The organism is Streptomyces sp. NPDC002499 (genome assembly GCF_053595415.1).
In genome coordinates this window covers 208,591-227,936 of the sequence record NZ_JBSFXO010000001.1, presented here as the reverse complement: position 1 = coordinate 227,936, position 19,346 = coordinate 208,591, and the positions used below count along the sequence as shown (strand labels likewise).

At 69.6% G+C, this 19,346-nt stretch carries 19 protein-coding genes; 12 read left to right on the top strand and 7 right to left on the bottom strand.

Annotation, left to right across the window (positions count from 1 at the left end):
* Window positions 1-101 precede the first annotated feature (101 nt).
* Window positions 102-959, bottom strand: a complete 858-nt coding sequence (locus tag ACWD5F_RS01060; protein WP_451251004.1) for a DMT family transporter — start codon at window positions 957-959, stop codon at window positions 102-104.
* Between the two features lie 210 nt (window positions 960-1,169).
* Here ACWD5F_RS01060 and msrA point away from each other — a divergent pair, with 210 nt between their 5' ends.
* Together msrA and ACWD5F_RS01050 are read left to right on the top strand one after the other, a co-directional pair.
* On the top strand, window positions 1,170-1,691 hold the full coding sequence (gene msrA, locus ACWD5F_RS01055) for a peptide-methionine (S)-S-oxide reductase MsrA (RefSeq protein ID WP_451249831.1): 522 nt from the start codon (window positions 1,170-1,172) through the stop codon (window positions 1,689-1,691).
* 91 nt (window positions 1,692-1,782) lie between these two features.
* Window positions 1,783-2,190: a VOC family protein gene (locus ACWD5F_RS01050; protein ID WP_451249829.1), complete on the top strand. Its 408-nt coding sequence runs from the start codon at window positions 1,783-1,785 to the stop codon at window positions 2,188-2,190.
* A gap of 10 nt (window positions 2,191-2,200) precedes the next feature.
* Here ACWD5F_RS01050 and ACWD5F_RS01045 read toward each other — a convergent pair whose 3' ends face one another.
* The gene (locus ACWD5F_RS01045) at window positions 2,201-2,596 is read right to left on the bottom strand and encodes a MerR family transcriptional regulator (protein WP_401723971.1); all 396 of its coding nucleotides are present in this window, start codon (window positions 2,594-2,596) and stop codon (window positions 2,201-2,203) included.
* Window positions 2,597-2,754: 158 nt separating this feature from the next.
* Here ACWD5F_RS01045 and ACWD5F_RS01040 point away from each other — a divergent pair, with 158 nt between their 5' ends.
* Window positions 2,755-3,828: an alkene reductase gene (locus ACWD5F_RS01040; protein WP_451249826.1), complete on the top strand. Its 1,074-nt coding sequence runs from the start codon at window positions 2,755-2,757 to the stop codon at window positions 3,826-3,828.
* Window positions 3,829-4,051: 223 nt separating this feature from the next.
* Here ACWD5F_RS01040 and ACWD5F_RS01035 read toward each other — a convergent pair whose 3' ends face one another.
* On the bottom strand, window positions 4,052-4,372 hold the full coding sequence (locus ACWD5F_RS01035) for a hypothetical protein (RefSeq protein WP_401723966.1): 321 nt from the start codon (window positions 4,370-4,372) through the stop codon (window positions 4,052-4,054).
* Between the two features lie 266 nt (window positions 4,373-4,638).
* Here ACWD5F_RS01035 and ACWD5F_RS01030 point away from each other — a divergent pair, with 266 nt between their 5' ends.
* The 5 genes from ACWD5F_RS01030 to ACWD5F_RS01010 all read left to right on the top strand — a co-directional run bounded on the left by ACWD5F_RS01030 (window position 4,639) and on the right by ACWD5F_RS01010 (window position 10,973).
* Window positions 4,639-5,217, top strand: coding sequence for a dihydrofolate reductase family protein (locus ACWD5F_RS01030; RefSeq protein ID WP_451249824.1), 579 nt, complete (start codon window positions 4,639-4,641; stop codon window positions 5,215-5,217).
* 79 nt (window positions 5,218-5,296) lie between these two features.
* Complete coding sequence (locus tag ACWD5F_RS01025) at window positions 5,297-5,512, top strand: hypothetical protein (protein WP_451249822.1); 216 nt, start codon at window positions 5,297-5,299, stop codon at window positions 5,510-5,512.
* A 250-nt stretch (window positions 5,513-5,762) separates the two neighbouring features.
* Window positions 5,763-8,360, top strand: a complete 2,598-nt coding sequence (rph, locus tag ACWD5F_RS01020; RefSeq protein ID WP_451249820.1) for a rifamycin-inactivating phosphotransferase — start codon at window positions 5,763-5,765, stop codon at window positions 8,358-8,360.
* 240 nt (window positions 8,361-8,600) lie between these two features.
* Complete coding sequence (locus ACWD5F_RS01015; RefSeq protein ID WP_451249818.1) at window positions 8,601-10,571, top strand: potassium transporter Kup; 1,971 nt, start codon at window positions 8,601-8,603, stop codon at window positions 10,569-10,571.
* A gap of 63 nt (window positions 10,572-10,634) precedes the next feature.
* Window positions 10,635-10,973: an inner-membrane translocator gene (locus tag ACWD5F_RS01010; RefSeq protein WP_451249816.1), complete on the top strand. Its 339-nt coding sequence runs from the start codon at window positions 10,635-10,637 to the stop codon at window positions 10,971-10,973.
* A 19-nt stretch (window positions 10,974-10,992) separates the two neighbouring features.
* On the opposite strand, the gene ACWD5F_RS01005 is transcribed toward ACWD5F_RS01010, so the two are convergent.
* Together ACWD5F_RS01005 and ACWD5F_RS01000 are read right to left on the bottom strand one after the other, a co-directional pair.
* Window positions 10,993-11,481, bottom strand: a complete 489-nt coding sequence (locus ACWD5F_RS01005; protein WP_451249814.1) for a winged helix-turn-helix transcriptional regulator — start codon at window positions 11,479-11,481, stop codon at window positions 10,993-10,995.
* A 36-nt stretch (window positions 11,482-11,517) separates the two neighbouring features.
* Complete coding sequence (locus ACWD5F_RS01000; protein WP_451249812.1) at window positions 11,518-13,140, bottom strand: MFS transporter; 1,623 nt, start codon at window positions 13,138-13,140, stop codon at window positions 11,518-11,520.
* 109 nt (window positions 13,141-13,249) lie between these two features.
* On the opposite strand from ACWD5F_RS01000, the gene ACWD5F_RS00995 reads away from it, so the two are divergent.
* From ACWD5F_RS00995 to ACWD5F_RS00980, 4 genes are all read left to right on the top strand, one after another.
* A complete protein-coding gene (locus ACWD5F_RS00995) occupies window positions 13,250-13,969 on the top strand; it encodes a GntR family transcriptional regulator (RefSeq protein ID WP_451249810.1) in 720 nt (239 codons plus the stop codon).
* Window positions 13,966-14,958, top strand: a complete 993-nt coding sequence (locus tag ACWD5F_RS00990) for an ADP-ribosylglycohydrolase family protein (RefSeq protein ID WP_451249808.1) — start codon at window positions 13,966-13,968, stop codon at window positions 14,956-14,958. Before ACWD5F_RS00995 ends, ACWD5F_RS00990 begins: the two co-directional genes overlap by 4 nt.
* Window positions 14,959-15,044: 86 nt before the next feature.
* Complete coding sequence (locus ACWD5F_RS00985) at window positions 15,045-16,520, top strand: purine-cytosine permease family protein (RefSeq protein ID WP_451249806.1); 1,476 nt, start codon at window positions 15,045-15,047, stop codon at window positions 16,518-16,520.
* Window positions 16,517-17,485 carry a PfkB family carbohydrate kinase gene (locus ACWD5F_RS00980; protein WP_451249804.1) on the top strand — a complete coding sequence of 323 codons (969 nt, stop codon included), beginning with the start codon at window positions 16,517-16,519 and terminating at the stop codon, window positions 17,483-17,485. The genes ACWD5F_RS00985 and ACWD5F_RS00980 overlap by 4 nt, the downstream gene beginning before the upstream one ends.
* 72 nt (window positions 17,486-17,557) lie before the next feature.
* On the opposite strand, the gene ACWD5F_RS00975 is transcribed toward ACWD5F_RS00980, so the two are convergent.
* Both ACWD5F_RS00975 and ACWD5F_RS00970 read right to left on the bottom strand, forming a co-directional pair.
* Window positions 17,558-18,457, bottom strand: coding sequence for an SDR family oxidoreductase (locus tag ACWD5F_RS00975; protein ID WP_401723940.1), 900 nt, complete (start codon window positions 18,455-18,457; stop codon window positions 17,558-17,560).
* 79 nt (window positions 18,458-18,536) lie between these two features.
* Window positions 18,537-19,277, bottom strand: a complete 741-nt coding sequence (locus ACWD5F_RS00970) for an SDR family oxidoreductase (RefSeq protein WP_451249802.1) — start codon at window positions 19,275-19,277, stop codon at window positions 18,537-18,539.
* Between the last annotated feature and the right edge of the window lie 69 nt (window positions 19,278-19,346).

The following is a 19,346-nucleotide window of genomic DNA, read 5'->3' as shown; positions in this document are numbered from 1 at the left end:
GACTTGATTTAACTGATGACTTCGCCTGTACGACAACCCCTCGGAACCAGAAATCCTTCAAGTAGTGGACTCTGGGGGTGTGTTGATGGGTCGACCGGGGCTTATCGCACGATGTCGACGAGGTGGGGCACCACACGCGTCAGCCGCACCACACCCCAGAGGATCAGGCCCGCGCCGATCGCCTCGGGCAGGAGCCACCAGCCGGTCCGGATCGTCTCGTCGAACAGGACCACGCCCAGCAGCAGGCTCACCGCCGCGTCGCCGATCGTGAGCGCGGGCTGCGAGGCGGCGAGCGGACCGGCCTGGAGGGAGTTCTCCAGGAGCAGGAGTGCGGCGATGCCGGTGAGTGCGAAACCGTAGGTCTGCCAGGTGGTGAGGAAAGCCGGCAGGCCCGAGTCGGCGAGACGGCTCGTGGCCGACTTCATGAGCGCGGCGGTCAGCGCGTTGCCGATCGCGGCACCGGTCGCCAGGGTGGCGGCACGGAAGAGCGGCGAGGTCGAGGACTGTGCGAGCAGCACCGCGGTGACGATCGCGCCCAGGGTGAGGATCAGGACCGGGATCCAGCGCAGCATGGACGCCTGCTCCCTGTTCCCCGCCGGAGCCGCCGAAGCGAGCAGAAGGGCCAGCCCGGCGACCACGCCGCCGACCGCCCACCAGCCCTGCGAACTCAGCCGCCGGTGCAGCAGCGGCGCCGCGATGAGCAGGGCGAAGGGCAGTTCCAGCATGAAGAGGGGCTGGACGAGGGCCATCGGTCCGTTGACCAGGGCGAGAGCCTGGAACAGGGCGGCACCGGTCACTCCGGCGATCCCGACGGCCCAGGCGGGACGCCGTACGAGAGCGAGCAGCAGGTGCACGCCGCCGCCCCGCGACACCGTGGAGGCGGCCTTGCGCTGGAATGCCGTCCCCACCGCATTGCTGACGGCGCCCAGGACGGCGAAGAGCACGGCGAGCACCATCAACGACTCCATGGTGGGGTGAGTGCTCTGTAGAGCAGCGACACGGCCGTGTTTCACGGTAGACGTCGATCGGGCGGGAGGCACTCTCGTCGTCGTGGCCGCGCGGGAGGCACCCTGGTCGTCATGGCCGTGCGGCACCTCCGCGCGCGGGAACACCCGTACATCCGGTCTGGTTATAACGTCGACGAAGGTTCGACCACGAAGGAGTGTCTGATGACAGCGGGAACCGAACGAGCCGTGCTGGCCGGCGGTTGTTTCTGGGGCATGCAGGATCTGATCCGCAAGCTGCCGGGCGTGGTCTCCACTCGGGTCGGATACACCGGTGGCGACACGCCGAACGCCACCTACCGCAACCACGGTGATCACGCCGAGGCGATCGAGATCGTCTTCGATCCCACCGCCACGAGCTACCGGGACATTCTGGAGTTCTTCTTCCAGATCCACGACCCGAGCACGAAGAACCGCCAGGGCAACGACATCGGCCGCAGCTACCGTTCCGCGATCTACTACACCGACGCCGAGCAGCACCGCGTCGCGCTGGACACGATCGCCGACGTGGAGGCGAGCGGCCTGTGGCCCGGCAAGGTGGTCACCGAGGTCGAGCCGGTGGGCGACTTCTGGGAGGCGGAGCCGGAGCACCAGGACTACCTGGAGCGCTACCCGAACGGCTACACCTGCCACTTCCCGCGCCCGAACTGGAAGCTTCCGCGCCGCTCCGAGGCGACGACCGGCTGACGACAACCGGCTGACGTCCCGCGCCGATGTCAGAGGCGGGCCCTAGCGTTGTCCTCCAAGGAACGGAAACCAGTCCCCGGAGGACAGCGCGATGACCTCGACGCCACAGAAGATCACCACTTTCCTGATGTTCGAGGGCAGGGCCGAGGAGGCGCTGACCTTCTACATGTCGCTGTTCGAGGACGCCGAGATCGTCGACATCTCCCGCTACGGTGCCGACGGCCCCGGCAAGGAGGGCACGGTCGAGCGCGCCACGTTCGCGCTCGCCGGACAGCGGTTCATGTGCATCGACAGCTACGTCAATCACGCCTTCGGGTTCACCCCGGCCGTGTCACTGTTCGTGGACTGCGATTCCGAGGCCGAACTGGACCGCCTCTATGCCGCCCTCGCCGCGGAGGGCACGGAGCTCATGCCCCTGGGCTCGTACGGCTTCAGCGCCAAGTTCGGGTGGGTCAACGACCGCTTCGGGGTGTCCTGGCAGCTGAACCTGCAGGAGTGACAGGGGCGCTTCAGCCGGCCGCCGCCGTTGTTTTCGTCGTCGCGCCCGCCAACTGCTCGCGGTGCGCCCGGGCCCTGGCCATCAGCCTGTCGAGCGTGTCCCTTGTCTGCACGAGGTCCGCGATGTGCGTGGAGAGCCGCTCGCGCTCCAGTGCCATCCGTTCCAACGCGGAGTCGGAGTTCTCCTCGCTGGGTGCGTCGACGCAGGGCAGCAACTCGGCGATCGTCCGGCTGGACAGGCCCGCGGCGTACAGCGCCTGGATGAAGGCGACCCGCTCGACCTCGTTGTCCGAGTAGTGCCGCTGCCCGCTGGCGCTGCGGGTGCTGGTGAGCAGCCCCTGTTCCTCGTAGTAGCGCACGGACCGGACGCTGACCCCGGAGCGTGACGCGAGTTCGCCGATCCGCACGAAGCCCTCCCTGCTTGGTTCTGTTCGACGGGTTCTGCCTGCCTGGTTCCGCACTGAGTCCTGCGTCACAGGTGCTTGCCTCTGACATCGGTGTGAGGTTTTAGCGTAGCCGTCGTACCCGGGAGACGGGTACGGCGGCCATGCGAAGGAGCCCTGACATGACGACCCTCTTCACCAACTACCGGCTCGGCGGACTCACCCTGCCCAACCGGACGGTCATGGCCCCGATGACCCGGGTCCGGGCCGCTGCCGGTGGTCTGGCGACGCCGTCGATGGCGACCTACTACGCCCAGCGGGCCACGGCCGGGCTGATAGTGAGCGAGGGGGTGCAGCCGAGCGTGATCGGACAGTCCAACCCGGGCACACCGGGACTGCACACCGACGAGCAGGTTCAGTCGTGGCGCCCGGTGACGGCCGCGGTCCACGCCAACGGCGGCCGCATCTTCGCCCAACTCATGCACGGCGGCCGGGTCTCCCACCCCGACACCACCGGTCTCCAGCCGGTCGGGCCCTCGGCGGTACCGGCGATCGGCGACGTGTTCACCCCGACCGGGCCGCAGCCCTCTCCGATGCCACGCGCACTGGCCACCGCCGAAGTGCCCGAGCACGCGCGGTCGTACGCCGAAGCCGCCCGCCGGGCCATGGACGCGGGCTTCGACGGCGTGGAACTCCACGGCGCCAACGGCTACTTGATCTCGCAGTTCCTCTCGTCCAACGCCAACCTGCGCACGGACAGCTACGGAGGCCCGATCGCCAACCGGATCAGGTTCGCCGTCGAGGCCGTCGCCGCCACGGTCGAGGCCGTCGGCGGCGACAGGACCGGCATCCGGCTCTCACCGGGCGGTACCTTCTGGGGAGTCGAGGAGACGGAGGTCCGCGACCTCTACACGGCGCTGCTGACGGAACTGGCCCCTCTCGAACCGGCCTACGTCCACCTCGAAGCCACCGCCGACGAAGAACTGCTCGTTGCCCTGCGGCGGTCGTGGCCGGGCACCCTCGTCATGAACCCCACGCTGCCGATGGGCCCCAAGCAGACGGGCCGGGACGACGCCGACCACTGGCTCGGCCTTGGCGCCGATCTCATCAGCTTCGGCCGCGCCTTCCTCGCCAACCCCGACCTGGTCGAGCGGCTGCGGGGCGGTCTCCCGATCGCCCCCGTCGACGAGGCCACCTACTACCAGGGCGGCGACGCGGGCTATCTGACGTACGGGGCGCACCAGTTCGCGGCCTGATGCCGAGGCGCGCGATCTCCTCCGGCGTCGGTTCGGCTCACATCCATGGGCTACACTGGATCTTGAGCTGACCGCATCAACTCCGGTCGGCCGGTGCTGCGTCGGTGGTCCAAGGAAAGACGTCCCACTTCCCGTGGGGAAATGCAGGTGCAAGGCCTGCCCGGCGCTCGATCACAGGGTCTGTCCCGCACGGTGTGCGGGACAGACCCTGTTCTGTGTGGGCTCAGCGGGACGTGGGGAACAGCTGGAGCTTGGCCTTGCGGCCGGAGACCGACTTCACCCAGACCTTCAGGTTGTTGAGCTGGACGGTGCCGCCCGGGCTGGTGCTGCCGCTCAGGTGCACTCGGCCCGAGGTGGCCGACATCTTCACGGAGCGGGAGCTGACGCTCGTGATCTTCAGGCTCGCGAACCCGAACTTGCGGCTGTTGACCTTGATGGTCTTGGGCGCGGTCACGGTGATCTTGCACCGGCCGTCGTAGCAGGGCCCGTGGGCGGCCGCGGATGCCACCGGTGTCATCAGGCCGAAGCCCAGTGCGCCTGTCATGGTCAGAGTTACGGCAGTCGTCGTGGCTCGCCGGCGCATGGTCGTGCTCATCATGGACCTCCAGTTCCAAGGCGGAATTCCGCTTGGCATTTCTAGACGGCCCGGCTCGGGACCCCTCCCGAGACGGTTCTCGGGACCGGTCTGGAAGCGGCGCCTCGAAGCGGCGCTTCGAAGAGCGATGAGTCTCGACATGATCGCCGGTCTGTATCCACGACAGGCTTTGGACGGTACTTCGGACATCGGGCTTCGGTCTTTGGGAGATCATCATGACCGCCACGTACACCTTCGACGTCTTCTCCAGCCTCGACGGCTTCGGCGCCGCCGAGGGCGACTGGACCGGCTACTGGGGCAAGCAGGGCCCCGAGTTCCTCGACCACCGCCTCGGCCAGTACCGCGAGGAGCAGCGGATGGTCTTCGGGGCCACCACGCACCGGGAGTTCGTGCAGATGCTGGCCGCGAGCACCGAGGAGTCCGAGGTGCACGACCCGTGGGTGACACGGATGTTGGGCCTGCCGGCCACGGTGGTGTCGACCACGCTCAAGGAGCCCCTCGACTGGGCGGACGCGGTCGTCGCGAACGGTGACGCCGTCGACGTCGTCGCCGCGCTCAAGAAGGAGTCCGAGGTGCCGCTGCGCTCGCACGGCAGCCTCTCCATGAACCGGGCGCTGATGGCCGCCGGCCTGGTCGACCGCCTCCAGGTGACGATCTTCCCCGTCATCACCGGCCGGACCGGGCTGGCTCCGATCTTCCACGGCGCGGCCGACTTCGACCTGGAACTGATCGAGCACAGGACGTTCGAAGGCGGCATTCAGGAACTCATCTACCGTCCGACCCTGCACGGCTGAACCGCCACCCGCGCCGGCTACCCGGAGGGGCCAACTCCGTTGCAGGTCACGGGGGTTCTCACTCTCCCGAGGCCACGCTGTGCGCGAGGAGGCTCTCCGCGGTGTCGGAGATGGTGTCGTCGATGGGGCGGGGCGTCCAGCGGTCGGCCGCCTCCTCGACGCCTGCGAACCCGGCCTCGACCCCATGGACGTCATCATGCTGCTGAGCTGCCTGTGGCGAACCCCGGACAACCCCGAAGGTGCCGCCCAGGCCGAGCGCCTCATGGAGTTGGCGATCGACGGGTTCCGGCCGTAAGAGGTCTCGTTCGGCGCGCGGGAAATGACAAAAGCGAGGAGATGGATCTCCTCACCTGTCTCAAGTTATAGCGGAGTGGGGGGCTTGCGGCAAGGCCCCGGTCGCAGCGCACAATCGTCCGCCAAGGCCACAACCTGCGGAAATGAGGGCACGACGTGCGAGTGTTGGCGACGTCCGAGGGACGCGGTGACGTCGGATCAGGGGCGGGATCGGCAGTGCGGCGGAACACGGCCGCTTCGGAGGCGTCGCGATGACCGAACGGTACGTGCGGGATCTTCAGGAGGTCGACGAGACGCAGCTCGCGATCGTCGGCGGCAAGGGCGCCCACCTGGGCGATCTGACGCGGATCGACGGCATCCGCGTACCGGCCGGATTCTGTGTGACGACGGACGCCTATCAGCGGATCGTCGCGGAAGCGCCGTCGGTCGACGATCTGCTCGACGAGCTGTCGCGCCTGAACGCGGACGACCGGGAGGCGATCGGCGCGCTCAGCGCACAGATCCGTCGGAGCATCGAGGAGATCGCCGTTCCGGGCGATCTGACGGCGGCGATCACCGGCGCGCTCGGCCGGTTCGGGGAGCAGGACGCCTATGCCGTCCGATCCAGCGCCACGGCGGAGGACCTGCCGACGGCCTCCTTCGCCGGTCAGCAGGACACGTATTTGAATGTGGTGGGGCCGGCGGCGATTCTCCAGCATGTCAGCCGGTGCTGGGCGTCGCTGTTCACCGAGCGGGCCGTGGCCTACCGTCTGCGCAACGGTGTCGATCAGCGCGCGGTCCGCATGGCCGTGGTCGTGCAGCGGATGGTGTTCCCGGATGCGTCCGGTGTGCTGTTCACGGCCGATCCCGTCACGGGTGACCGGAAGGTCGCCACCGTGGACGCGGGGTTCGGCCTGGGTGAGGCCCTGGTCTCCGGCCTGGTGAACCCGGACGTCTTCAAGGTGCGGGACGGCGAGGTCGTCGCCAGGGCGATCGCCGCGAAAGAGCGTGCCGTGCAGGCTCTGCCGGCCGGCGGTACGCGGGAAGTGGCGATCGACGCGGAGCGCCAGGAGCAGCCGGCGCTGACGGATGAGCAGGTCGTGCGACTCGTAGCCCTCGGGCGGCGCATCGAAGCGGACTTCGGACGCCCGCAGGACATCGAATGGTGCCTGGTCGACGGGGACTTCCAGATCGTGCAGAGCCGGCCGATCACGACGTTGTTCCCCGTGCCCGAATCCGGCGACGACGGCAATCACGTCTACGTCTCCGTCGGGCATCAGCAGATGATGACCGACGCCATGAAGCCCCTGGGGCTGTCCATGTGGCGGCTGACGGCCATGGTGCCGATGCACGAGGCCGGCGGGAGGCTCTTCGTCGACGTCACCGGGCGCCTGGCCTCGCCCGCGAGCCGCAGCGTCCTCCTGGACCTCATGGAGAGAGGCGATCCGCTGGTCAGGGACGCGCTGGAGACCGTCCTGGAGGGCGACGACTTCGTGCCGTTGCTCCCGGACGCGGTTCCCGGCGGGCCGCCGGCCGGCGGTGGACCAGCCCCGATCGAGACCGACCCGGCCGTCGTCACCGGACTGATCGAGCGCAGCCGGACCTCCATCGCCGCCCTGGAGCGGGACATCAGCACCAAGAGCGGACCGGCGCTGTTCGACTTCCTGCTGGAGGCCTTCGAGGAGCACAAGAGGGTCCTCGGTGATCCGCTGAACATCCAGGCGATCATGGCGGGGATGGAGTCCACCTGGTGGCTCAACGACAACCTGGGGGAGTGGCTCGGCGAGAAGAACGCGGCGGACACGCTCACGCTCTCCGCCCCCGACAACATCACCTCTGAGATGGGACTCGCGCTGCTCGACGTCGCGGACGCGATCCGCCCGCATCCGGAAGTCGTGGCGTTCCTCCGGGGCGTCGAGAGCGAGGACTTCCTGGACGAACTGCCGAAGCTCGCGGGCGGGACCGAGGCGCGCGACGCCATCGAGGGCTACCTCGACCGGTACGGCATGCGCTGCGTCGGCGAGATCGACATCACGAGGCCGCGCTGGCGCGAACGCCCCAGCACGCTCGTACCGGTGATCCTCGACAACGTCAGGAACTTCCGACCGGGTGCCGCCGAACAGCGTTTCGAGGAGGGGCTGCGCAAGGCGCGGGAGGGGGAGCGGGACGTTCTGACCCGCCTGCGGGCCCTCCCGGACGGGGACCGGAAGGCCGACGAGACCAAGCGGATGATCGACCGGGTCCGCACCTTCATCGGATACCGGGAGTTCCCGAAGTACGCCATCGTCTGCCGTTACTTCGTCTACAAGCGGGCCCTGTTGGGAGAGGCCGAACGTCTCGTGCAGGCAGGCGTGCTGACCGAGCGGGAGGACATCTTCTACCTCACGTTCCAGGAACTGCGCGATGTCGTGCGCTCGCACCAGGTGGACGACGGGCTCGTGCGGCAGCGCAAGGACGCGTTCCGGTCCTACCTCGCGCTCACCCCGCCACGGGTGCTCACCTCGGACGGCGTGGCAGTCAGCGGCACGCACCGGCGCGACGACGTGCCGGCCGACGCCCTGGTCGGACTCGCGGTGTCCGCCGGGACCATCGAGGGGAGGGCTCGCGTCGTCCTCGACATGGCGGACGCCGATCTCGAAGCGGGCGACATCCTCGTCACGACCTTCACCGACCCCAGCTGGTCGCCGCTGTTCGTCGCCGTCGCGGGCCTGGTGACGGAGGTGGGCGGGCTGATGACCCATGGCGCGGTGATCGCCAGGGAGTACGGACTGCCGGCCGTCGTGGGCGTGGAGGGGGCTACGCGACGGATCCGGGACGGGCAGCGGATCCGCGTGCACGGCAGCGACGGGTACGTCGAGATCCTGTCCTGACGGAAGAGGTCCTGCCTTGACCGACGAGAACCTGTCCTGACGGAAGAGGTCCTGCGTCGGCCGACGAGGTCCTGCCTTGACCGACGAGACCCTGTCTTGACGGACCGCACAGAGAAGCCGCCCAGGCCGTGTTCGCGACGAAACGGCGCACCCCTGCGGGAGATCGCCCCGGTGCATCGGTAGTGTCCGCTCCGACGCACCGGGCCTGCGACATCGCGGTCCGCGAGGAGGAGGTTCACCATGGCGGATCGTGGGGACGAAGGCGCGGTCGACGAGGCATCACCGACGGGGCCGCCGGAGGGGCGTCGGGCGACCGCTCGGGACACGGTGCGGCTCGCCGTGGTGATCGGTGCTCTCGGTGTGGTCTTCGGTGACATCGGGACCAGCCCGATCTACACCCTCCAGACCGTCTTCAACCCGGACGACCCGCACCCCGTACCGGTCAGCACGCAGAACGTGTACGGCGTGGTGTCACTGATCTTCTGGTCGGTGACGGTCATCGTCACGGTCACCTACGTCCTGCTGGCGATGCGCGCCGACAACGAGGGCGAGGGCGGCATCATGGCGCTCATCACCCTGCTGCGGCGCTGGAGTTCACAGCACGGCGGGCGAACCGCCGTCGTCCTGGCCGGACTTGGCATCTTCGGCGCGTCGCTGTTCTTCGGCGACAGCATGATCACCCCGGCCATCTCGGTGCTGTCCGCGGTCGAGGGGCTCAAGGTCGTCGAGCCGTCGCTGGGCAGTGCGGTCGTACCCATCACCGCGGTGATCATCGTGCTGCTGTTCCTGGTGCAGCGCCGCGGAACCGCGGCGGTGGGCCGGGTGTTCGGGCCGATCATGATCCTCTGGTTCACGGTCATCGGCGCGTGCGGGGTGGTCGGCATCGCCGACCACCCCGGCATCCTCCGGGCGCTGTGGCCGAGTTACGCCCTGGGCTTCTTCTTCGGCCACTTCGGCACCGCCTTCTTCGCGCTCGCGGCGGTGGTGCTCGCGGTCACCGGCGCGGAGGCGCTCTATGCGGACATGGGGCACTTCGGCCGCCGCGCCATCACCCGAGGCTGGCTGTTCCTGGTCTTCCCCGCCTGCGTCCTGAGCTACTTCGGCCAGGGCGCGCTGATCCTCGACGACCCGGACAACATCAGCAGCCCGTTCTTCCTGCTCGTACCCGACTGGGGTCGGTGGCCGATGGTCCTGCTCGCCACGGCGGCCACGGTGATCGCCTCCCAGGCCGTGATCACCGGCGCGTACTCGGTCGCCTCGCAGGCGGCCCAGCTCGGCTATCTGCCGAGGCTGCGGATCGCGCACACCTCCGAATCCACCATCGGCCAGATCTACGTCCCCTGGATCAACTGGCTGCTGATGGTCTCGGTCCTCACCCTGGTCTTCGCCTTCCGCAGCTCCACGGCGCTGGCCTTCGCCTTCGGCATGGCGGTCACCGGCACCATCACCATCACCACCCTGCTGTTCTTCTACGTCGCCCGCGCGAAGTGGGCCACTCCTATCTGGCTCATCGCGACCGGCGCGGCCCTCCTGCTCACCGTCGACCTGCTGTTCGTGGCGGCCAATCTGACCAAGCTCGTGCACGGCGCGTGGCTGCCGTTGCTGATCGGCCTCACCGCGTTCACCGTCATGACGACCTGGCAGCGCGGCCGCGCGATCGTCACCGCGGAACGAGCGCGCCACGAAGGCTCCTTGCGCGAGTTCGTCGACGAACTCCGCAGCGGGGAGCGGCCGGTGCTCGAGGTCCCCGGCACGGCCGTCTTCCTCAACCGCGGCAAGGAGACGGCGCCCCTGGCCATGCGCGCCAACGTGGAACACAACCACGTACGCCACGAACAGGTCGTGATTCTGTCCATCGAGACCGAGCCGGTGCCCCGCGTCCCGGACGACCAGCGGACCGTCGTCGACGGCCTCGGCTACGGCGACGACGGGATCATCCACGTCACCGCCCGGTTCGGATACATGGAGACGCCCGACGTCCCCGGCACGCTGGCGTTGGTGGATCCGGCCCAGACCGAAGGGCCGTTGCGTCTCGACCAGGCGTCCTACTTCCTGTCGAAGATCGAGCTCCAGCGCGGCAAGGCATCGACGATGGCCCCCTGGCGCAAACGGTTGTTCATCGCCACCTCCTACATCACGGCCGACGCCGCCGAGCACTTCGGCCTTCCGCAGGACCGCACGGTCATCATGGGCTCGCACATCGAGGTGTAGGCGCGGCCGACGACTTGCCCGCGGCCGGTTCGGACGGGTGCGTTCCGTACGACAGTTGGGGGCATGCCCCCAACTGCCGAACCGCAGACCTCAGGTTGGGCCGATGCGGCCCTCGGCGGCTGCCTGCTGCTGCTCGTGCTGATGGCGGACGCGATGGCCGCGTGTCTGGCGGTCATCGTGATGGCGATGCACGGGCTGAGCCAGGGGGACGGCGGCGCCGGACGGAGGACGGTAGAGCCGGCGCCGACGGACTGGACGCCGGTGTGGTGCTGGAGCACTCTCGCGCTGGCCACCGGTGTCACGGGTGTGCTCCTGCTGAGGATCGGTCACCGGGTCACCGGAACCGTCCAGTTGACCCTGTGCGTGATCCTGACGGGCACCGCCGTGTCGGCCTGGCCCTGAGCTCGGCCGGTCCGCCCCGTCAGGAGGACGGCTCGGCTGCCGCGGGCCTCGGTTCCCGTACGGCGACGCAGTCCTCCGCGTGCACGTCGTGACCGGCGGAGCAGCGCGTCACCGTGTGGACCTCCGCGCCGCAGTCCCGGTGCATGAACCGCCAAGGAGCCCGGTGTCCCTCGGACACCCACGTCTCTCCCCAGTCGCGCAGGGACATGATCGCGGCGAAGAAGTCCCGGCCCCGGTCCGTGAGCCGGTACTCGAAGCGCTGGCGCTGACCGGGCTCCTGGTACGGCACCTTCTCGAGGAATCCGGAGGCGGTCAGGTCCTTGAGACGCGCTGCCGTGGCGGCCTCGCCGATGCCCACCCGCTCGGTGAAGTCCTGGAACCGGCGGGTTCCGAAGAAGGCCTCGCGGATGATCAGCAGCGACGAGCGGGTGCCGACCACGTCGAGCGTGCGGGAGACCGGGCAGTTGGCCAGGGACAGCGCGTCTGGGCGCTTCGACAGGTCATCCATGAGAGCAGCCTACCCGCTGACTATTGTTGGCCGAAGTCACGGCTTCTTGGAGTCAGGGCCGTTGGCAGAAGCAGCGGCCGGGCTCGGTGCGCTCGGCAGCCGGTGGCGTACGAAGAGCGCGGACGGGACGGCGACGACCAGCAGCGTGATCCCGCCGACGAGCAGTCCTCGGTGGACGGCGTCCGTGAAGGCCTGCGGCACGGCTTCGGCGACGGTCCGGGCGAGGGACGCCGGCAGTCCGGCCCCGCCGCCCCCGTGCGCCGCGCCGGCCACGACGCGGTCGGCGTCCGGGCCGGGAATCCCGGCGTCGACGAGCCGCTCGTGCAGGTTGTCGGGGAAGCGGGTGGTGACGATGGTGCCCAGCACGCTGGGGCCGAGGACGTTCCCGAGCTGACGGGCCATGTTGATGGCCGACGCGGCCATCCCGGCCTGGAGCGCGGGCACGCTGCTGACGGCCGCCGCGGACGACGGGGCGACCAGCAGTCCGCCGCCGATGCCCGCCACGAGGAGACCCGGCCACATCGCGCCGTACCCGTCGAAGGGGCCCACCGAGAGGAGGGCGAGCGCGCCGGCGCCCATGGCCACGAGGCCCACGGTGAGCACCGGGGTGAACCCGAACCGGCGCACCAGACGCGGTGCGACCGCGCTGACGGCGATGAAGGTGACGAACAGGACCAGCAGCCGTACGCCGACACCGAGGGTCGTGTACTGACGGACGCGTTGCATGTACAGCACGCTCAGCAGCGCCACCCCGACGAAACCGAACATGGCCGCGGCGGCCACGCCCATCACCGCGCTGAACGAGGCGCTGCGGAAGAGGCGCAGGTCGAGCATCGGGTCCGGGTGTCGCAGTTCCACCCGCACGAAGAGGGCCGCCGACACGGCGAAGATCACGTACATGGTGATGATCGACGGCTCGGCGTAGCCGGACGCCCCGCCCTGGATGATCGCGTAGGTCGCGGAGGCCAGCGTCACCGTGCCCAGCACCACACCCGTCAGGTCCAGCCGGCGCGAGGGGTGCTTGCTCTCGTGCACGAACACCGGCGCCAGCGCGGCGGCGAGGGCGCCGACGAGCAGGTTGGTGAGGTAGACCGAGTGCCAGGAGAAGTGCTCCAGCAGGACGCCGGCGATCAGGGGTCCGACGGCCAGACCCAGACCCGAACAGGCCGCCCACGCGCTGATCGCGGTGGTGCGCTCGTGCGGATCCGTGAACGTGGTGCTCACGATCGTGAGGCTGGACGGCAGGACGGCCGCGCCTCCCACGCCCATGACCGCCTGTGCGGCTATGAGGGTTCCAGGGCTGTCGGCGACGAAGGCCAGCGCGCTGCCGGCGGTGAAGACGAGCGCGCCGAGGATGAAGGTCAGCCGCCGTCCGATCAGGTCGCCCAGGGTCCCCGCGGACATCACCAGGCTGACCACGGCCAGGCTGTAGGCGCTGGTCAGCCAGACCAGGGTGGCCGACGAGATGTGCAGGTCGGCCTGGATGCGGCCGAGGGCCGAGATGGTGCCGGTGATGTTGACGAACGCCATCATCACGCCGAGGCACACCACCATCAGGCCGAGCCACCGGCGAGGGACGGTGCCTCCCTCCTGGGGCCCGGGGAGAGGTGGGGCGGTCCGAGTGCCCGGGCCTGCCGACTTCTGACTTTGTATAGGCATAGCCAGGACCATAGCAGGCTGACTTTGATGGATAGAAGTTAGCTGGGGAGGTCTTTACGGTTTCCCTGTACCTATGGACCTCGGGGACTTGTTCACTTACTGTCTAGACATGCCTGGACAGGTTCACAAGCATCATCACGTCGCCCGCGTTCTCGCCGACGAGATCCGCTCGGGTGTGCACGCGGACGGCAGCAAACTCCCCGGTGAGCACTCGCTCAGAGAGCGGTTCGGGGTCAGCCGCACCACCTTGCGGCAGGCTCTTCAGGTGCTCGGTGAGGAGGGCCTCATCGCCACCCACGCGGGCATCGGCTCCTTCGTCACCTTCGACGGAACACCGCTCGACCACCGGCTCGGCTGGACCAAGGCGCTCGCGCAGCAGGGCACCGAGCTGACGACCGAGACCCTGCGCTTCGAGGAGGTCACCGACCCGGAGCTGGCCGCCGAACTGGGGCTCACGTCCGACGCGTTCATAGCGCTGGACCGCGTCAGACGACTTCCCGACGGCCACGGCGTGTCGCTGGAGCGCAGCCGGGTCCCGGCCACCGGAAGCCTGGCGGGCCTGCCCGAGCGCGGCCTGGAGGAAGGCTCGCTCAGCCGGGTCCTGGTCGGTGCCGGCCGTATCACCGACTCCGGCGAGGGAGTGGTGTCGGTGCGCGGACTCGACGCGGCCGAGGCCCAGACACTGCACCGCTCGCCCGGCGAGTCCTTCCTGCGCCTGAACCAGGTCTACCGGGCGGCCGACGGTTCGGTCGTCGAACAGGTCACCAGCCTGCTCGACCCCGCCCGATTCGAACTGCACGTACGTTCCGGTCGAGGAGGCCGACAGTGACCGACCGACTCGACCGCGCCCTCGGCGCCTTCTACGGACTCGCCCTCGGCGACGCCCTCGGCATGCCCACCCAGGTGATGTCCCGGCAGGACGTCGTCCGCGTCTACGGCACCCTTACCGGCTTCGAACCCGCCCGCCCCGACAACCCCGTCAGCGCGGGCATGCCCGCCGGATCCGTCACCGACGACACCGACCAGGCCGTCATCGTCGGACGCCTCATCGACGAGGGTCGCGGCCGGATCGACCCGCTGCGCCTGGCCCACGAACTGCTCGCCTGGGAGAAGGAGATGAAGGCCAAGGGCTCCTTCGATCTGCTGGGCCCGTCCACCAAGGCCGCACTCGACGCGGTGGCCGCCGGCGCCTCCGTCAGTGAGGCCGGCCGCACCGGCACGACGAACGGCGCCGCGATGCGGGTCACCCCGGTCGGGATCGCCTTCCCCGTCGAGCCGTTGGAGCCCTTCCTCGACCACGTCGTGGAGTCCTGCCAGGTCACCCACGACACGAACGTGGGTATCGCGGGCGCCGCAGCGGTCGCCGCCGCGGTCAGCACCGGTGTGGGCGGGGGTTCGCTGGACGAGGCCGTCGCCGCCGCCGTGACCGCCGCCAAGGCCGGTGCCCGGCGCGGGCACTGGGTGGCGGGGGCGGACATCGCTGCCCGTATCGAGTGGGTACGCGGCCTGGTGCGCGATCTGCCGGAGGCCGAGGCGCTGGACCTGATCGTCGACCTCGTCGGTACCAGCGTCGCCAGCCAGGAGTCGGTACCCGCCGCGTTCGCGGTGCTCACCGTCGCCGACGGCGAACCCTGGCGGGCCGCACTGCTCGCCGCCAACCTCGGCGGCGACAGCGACACCATCGCGGCCATCGCGGGTGCCGTCGCCGGCTCGGTCACCGGCCTCTCGGGCCTGCCCGCGGACGCCGTACGCACCCTGCGCACCGTCAACTCCCTGGAACTGGAACCCCTGACCGCCCGCCTGCTCACCCTGCGCTGAGCCGACGCCGCCTTCTCCATCACCTACCCCCTCTCCCAACTCCCTTCTGCCATCCGCGCTTTCCGCACCCGCAAGGAGGTTCCGTCATGACCGCTTCGAAGACGAACGATCGCGTCGGCACCATTGAGACCCGGGGGATCGAACCGGTCCCCGACAGCGAGCGGCACGGCCACGCCGGACAGATGTTCTGGACGTGGTTCGCCGCCAACATCAGCATCCTCGGGCTGCCGCTGGGCGCCACCCTGGTGGCGTTCCGCGGCCTGAACATCTGGCAGGCGGCGCTGGTCGCCGTAGTCGGCTCCTTCGGTTCCTTCGCTCTGGTGGGGGCCCTGAGCCTCGCGGGCAAGAAGGGCGGCGCGCCCGCACTCACGCTCTCGCGTGCGGTCTTCGGCCAGCGGGGCAACGCGGGTCCCACGCTGATCACCTGGCTCAGCCGGGTCGGCTGGGAGACCATCACCACCACGACGGCGGCATACGCACTGCTGGCCCTGTTGAACACCGCGTTCGGCGTCGGCCGGGGCACGGTCCTCACGCTCGTATGCCTGCTGTTCTTCATCACCTGCACGCTGCTGATCAGCGGCCTCGGTCACGCGACCATCATGTGGATCAACAAGTGGGCCACCGTCGTCTTCGGGGTCCTCAACCTGATCGTGATGGGCTTCCTCGTCGCCACCGTCGACTGGACCCGGGTGCTCGACACCCCGGCCGGCGCGACGAGCGGAGTCGTCGCGGGCATCGGGTTCATCGCCGCGGGCACGGGCATCGGCTGGGCCAACGCCGGTGCCGACTACGCCCGTTACCTGCCCCGCAGCATCCCGGGCCGACGGCTGGTGGTGGCCTCGGCGTTCGGCGCCGGCATCCCCCTCGTCCTGCTGATCTCCCTTGGCTCACTGCTCGCCGCGGGGGACGGGACGCTGGCGACCTCCTCCGACCCGGTCGCGGCGATCAACGCCATGCTGCCCTCCTGGATGGCGATCCCCTATCTCATCGCGGCCTTCGGCGGCCTGCTCATGTCGAACCACCTCTCCACCTACTCCGCCGGACTGACGATGATCACCCTGGGCCTGCGCGTCCCGCGCGCCCTCGCCGTCACCTTCGACGTGGTGCTGATGTTCGTGGGCGGCATCTACTTCATGCTGATCGCCGACGACTTCTACGGTCCCTTCTCCACCTTCCTCACCCTGCTGGCCGTGCCCATCTCCGCGTGGATCGGCGTGGTCGCGGTGGACTCTCTGCGTGGCCGCACCTACGACCCCGAAGCGATCATGGACACCCGCAGCACCAGCCGTTACTGGTACACGGGCGGCTTCCACCTGCCCGCCGTGCTGGGCTGGGCCGGCGCCATCGTGGCCGGGCTGTTGTTCACCAAGGCGTCGACCAGCGCCGACGACGTCTGGTTCGCGGGCCCCCTGTCCGACACCTGGCTCGGTGTGAACGGGCTGGGCTGGGCCATCGCCATGGTCGTCGCCGGCGCTGTCTACGCGGTGTGCGGCCCCCGCGGCGGTTCGCTGGCAGCTGACTCCTCCTCCCCGTCCGCCTCTCTTCAGGAGGCCGCACGATGAGCGGCCGTCTCGTCCTCGCCGGAAACGTCCTCGCGGACCTGGTCATCGAGGTACCGGCGCTGCCCGAGCGCGGTGGTGACGTCCTCGGCACCCGCACCGAGACCACCGCGGGCGGCGGATTCAACACCCTGGCCGCCGCCGCGCGCCTCGGCACCCAAGCCGTCTTCGCCGGTCTCCACGGCACCGGCCCCTACGGCGACCTCGTCCGTACGGCCCTCGCCGCCGAAGGCATCGCGACCCTGCTGCCTGTGCGCACCGACCGCGACACCGGCTTCACCGTCGCCCTGGTCGACGACGGGGGCGAACGGACCTTCGTCACCAGCTTCGGCGTCGAAACCGACCTCACCCCGGCCGACACCCGGACGATCGCCGGCGGGCTGAGCGATGGTGATCTGCTCCAACTCTCCGGCTACGCGCTGGTGTTGCCCGGCACCGGGCCCCTGCTGGCCGGACTCACGGCCGGTCTTCCGGCAGATGTCACCCTCTGCCTCGACCCCGGTCCTCTGGTGGCCGACATCCCCGACGAGGTCCTCGCTCCGGTGCTCGCGCGCACCGACTGGCTGAGCGTCAACGCGCGGGAGGCTCGGCTGATGAGCGGTCTCCCGGAGCCGGGCGCCGCGGCGGACGCGTTGCGCGGGAGGCTGTCACCGGGTGCGGGTGTGCTCGTGCGGGCCGACAAGGACGGGTGCTGGCTTGCCGCTTCCGACGGACCGCCGGTCCACGTACCCGGATTCCCGGTGGACGCCGTGGACAGCAACGGCGCGGGTGACGCGCATGTCGGTGCGTTCCTCGCCCTGCTCGGTCAGGGCCACGACCCGCTGACGGCCGCCCGTGGGGCCAACGCCGTCGCGGCTTTCGCGGTGACCCGCCGCGGTCCTGCCACAGCCCCGAACCGGGCCGAGCTGTCGGAGTTCCTCGGGGAGGACTCCCTCGCGGGACTGCTCTTCGGCTCCGCGCAACCCTGAACAGAGTGAGTTGTCGGCGACCGGTCGTTCCTGAGTGACGTCGCGTCCGCGTACGTCAGCCGTTCCTCGGCCTCAGCTGTTCACCGGGTGGACGGTGAGCAGGTCGGCGAGGTCGACGCGGGTGAGGAACTCACGCCGGATGCGGTCGGCGAGGTCCGAGACCTCCTCGGATCCGTCGTTCGCGGGGTCGATGGTGACCCGGTAGGGGCGCTGCCCGGCGGGGAGGCCGACTATGCGCGTGATCTCGTCGGAGACGAGCGAAGCCTCGGCGCCCTCGGGGGCCAACGCGGCCAGCTTCTCCGCGACTTGCCCGACGAGACCGGCGTACTTGGTCTCGTACTCGGCCTCGACGTCCTTGTCCGTGGGACGGCCGGAGTGGGCGAAGTGGTTGGTGCCGCTGGTGAACGAGCCGGGTACGACGATGCTCGTCTCGACGCCCCAACGGGCCAGTTCGGCCGCGTAGCTGACGGCGAGGGAGTCCATGGCCGCCTTGGCCGCGAAGTACGGCGCGAGGTAGGGCGGGGTGCCGCCCTTCACGCTGCTGCTGGAGACCCAGAGCACCAGGCCCCGGCCGGACTCGCGCATCGCGGGGAGGGCGGCGCGGTTGACGCGCTGGGTCGACAGGACGTTCACGTCGTACAGGTCGGCGAGCTGTTCGGGAGTGAAGGCCTCGGCGGGGCCGGTGACCATGTGGCCGGCGTTGTGGATGAGGACGTCGATACGGCCGTGCTCGTCGAGGATCTGCCTGATCGCCGCGTCGACGGACTCCTGTGAGGTGACGTCGAGTTCGACGGACCGCAGGTCGACTCCGTGTTCCTTGCTGTACTCGGCGGCGGCCGCGACCTGCGGGGCGTTGCGGGAGGTGGTCTGCCGTATTCCGGCGTAGACGATGTGGCCGGCGTCCGCCAGGGCGCGGGCGGTGAGGGCGCCGAATCCGCTGGAGGCGCCGGTGATGACGACGATGTTGCTCATGGTTTCTGTCTCCTTCGGAGCGTGGAGGGGCGTGGGGTGATGTGTGGGTGGGCTGGTGTGGGGTGGTGTGGAGGAGCGGTCAGGCGATGCCGCCGTTGGTGTAGAGGATCTGGCCGTTGACCCAGCGGGCCGGGCCGGCGAGGAAGGCCACCGTCTCCGCGATGTCCTGCGGGGTGCCCAGGCGCTCCAGGGGTGCCGCCTTGGACAGGTTCGCGATCGTGGCCTCGTCCTTGCCGTCGAGGAACAGCGGGGTGGCCGTCGGGCCCGGTGCCACGGCGTTGACGGTGACGTCCTTGCCGCGCATCTCCCGGGCGAGGACGAGCGTCATGGCCTCGACCGCGCCCTTGCTCGCCACGTAGGCGCCGTAGGTCGGGAACTGGAGGCGGGTGACGGAGGTGGAGAAGTTGATGATCGCGCCGCCGCCGCGCACGCGCCGGGCCGCCTGCTGGGAGACGACGAAGGTGCCGCGGATGTTGGTGCGGTGCATGCGGTCGAGGTCGTCGAGGTCCAGGTCCGCGATGGGGGAGAGGAGCATGATGCCGGCCGTGTTGACGACCACGTCGATGCCGCCGAACTCCCGCTCCACGGTGTCGAAGGCGGCGGACATGGCGTGCTCGTCGGCGACGTCACCGCTCACCGCGACGGCCCGGCCGCCGGCCGAGGTGATGGCGGCGACGGTCTCGTCGGCCTTGGTCTTGTTGCCGGCGTAGTGCACGCCGACGGCGATGCCGTCCGCCGCGAGGCGTTCGGCGACCGCGCGGCCGATACCGCCGGAGGCACCGGTGACGAGGGCTACACGGTTGGTGCTGTCGTTGCTCATGACGTTTCCTTCGGTGTTGTTGTCGATCGATGGAAGTGAAAGGCGGCCCGGGCGGTGCGGTCCGGGCAG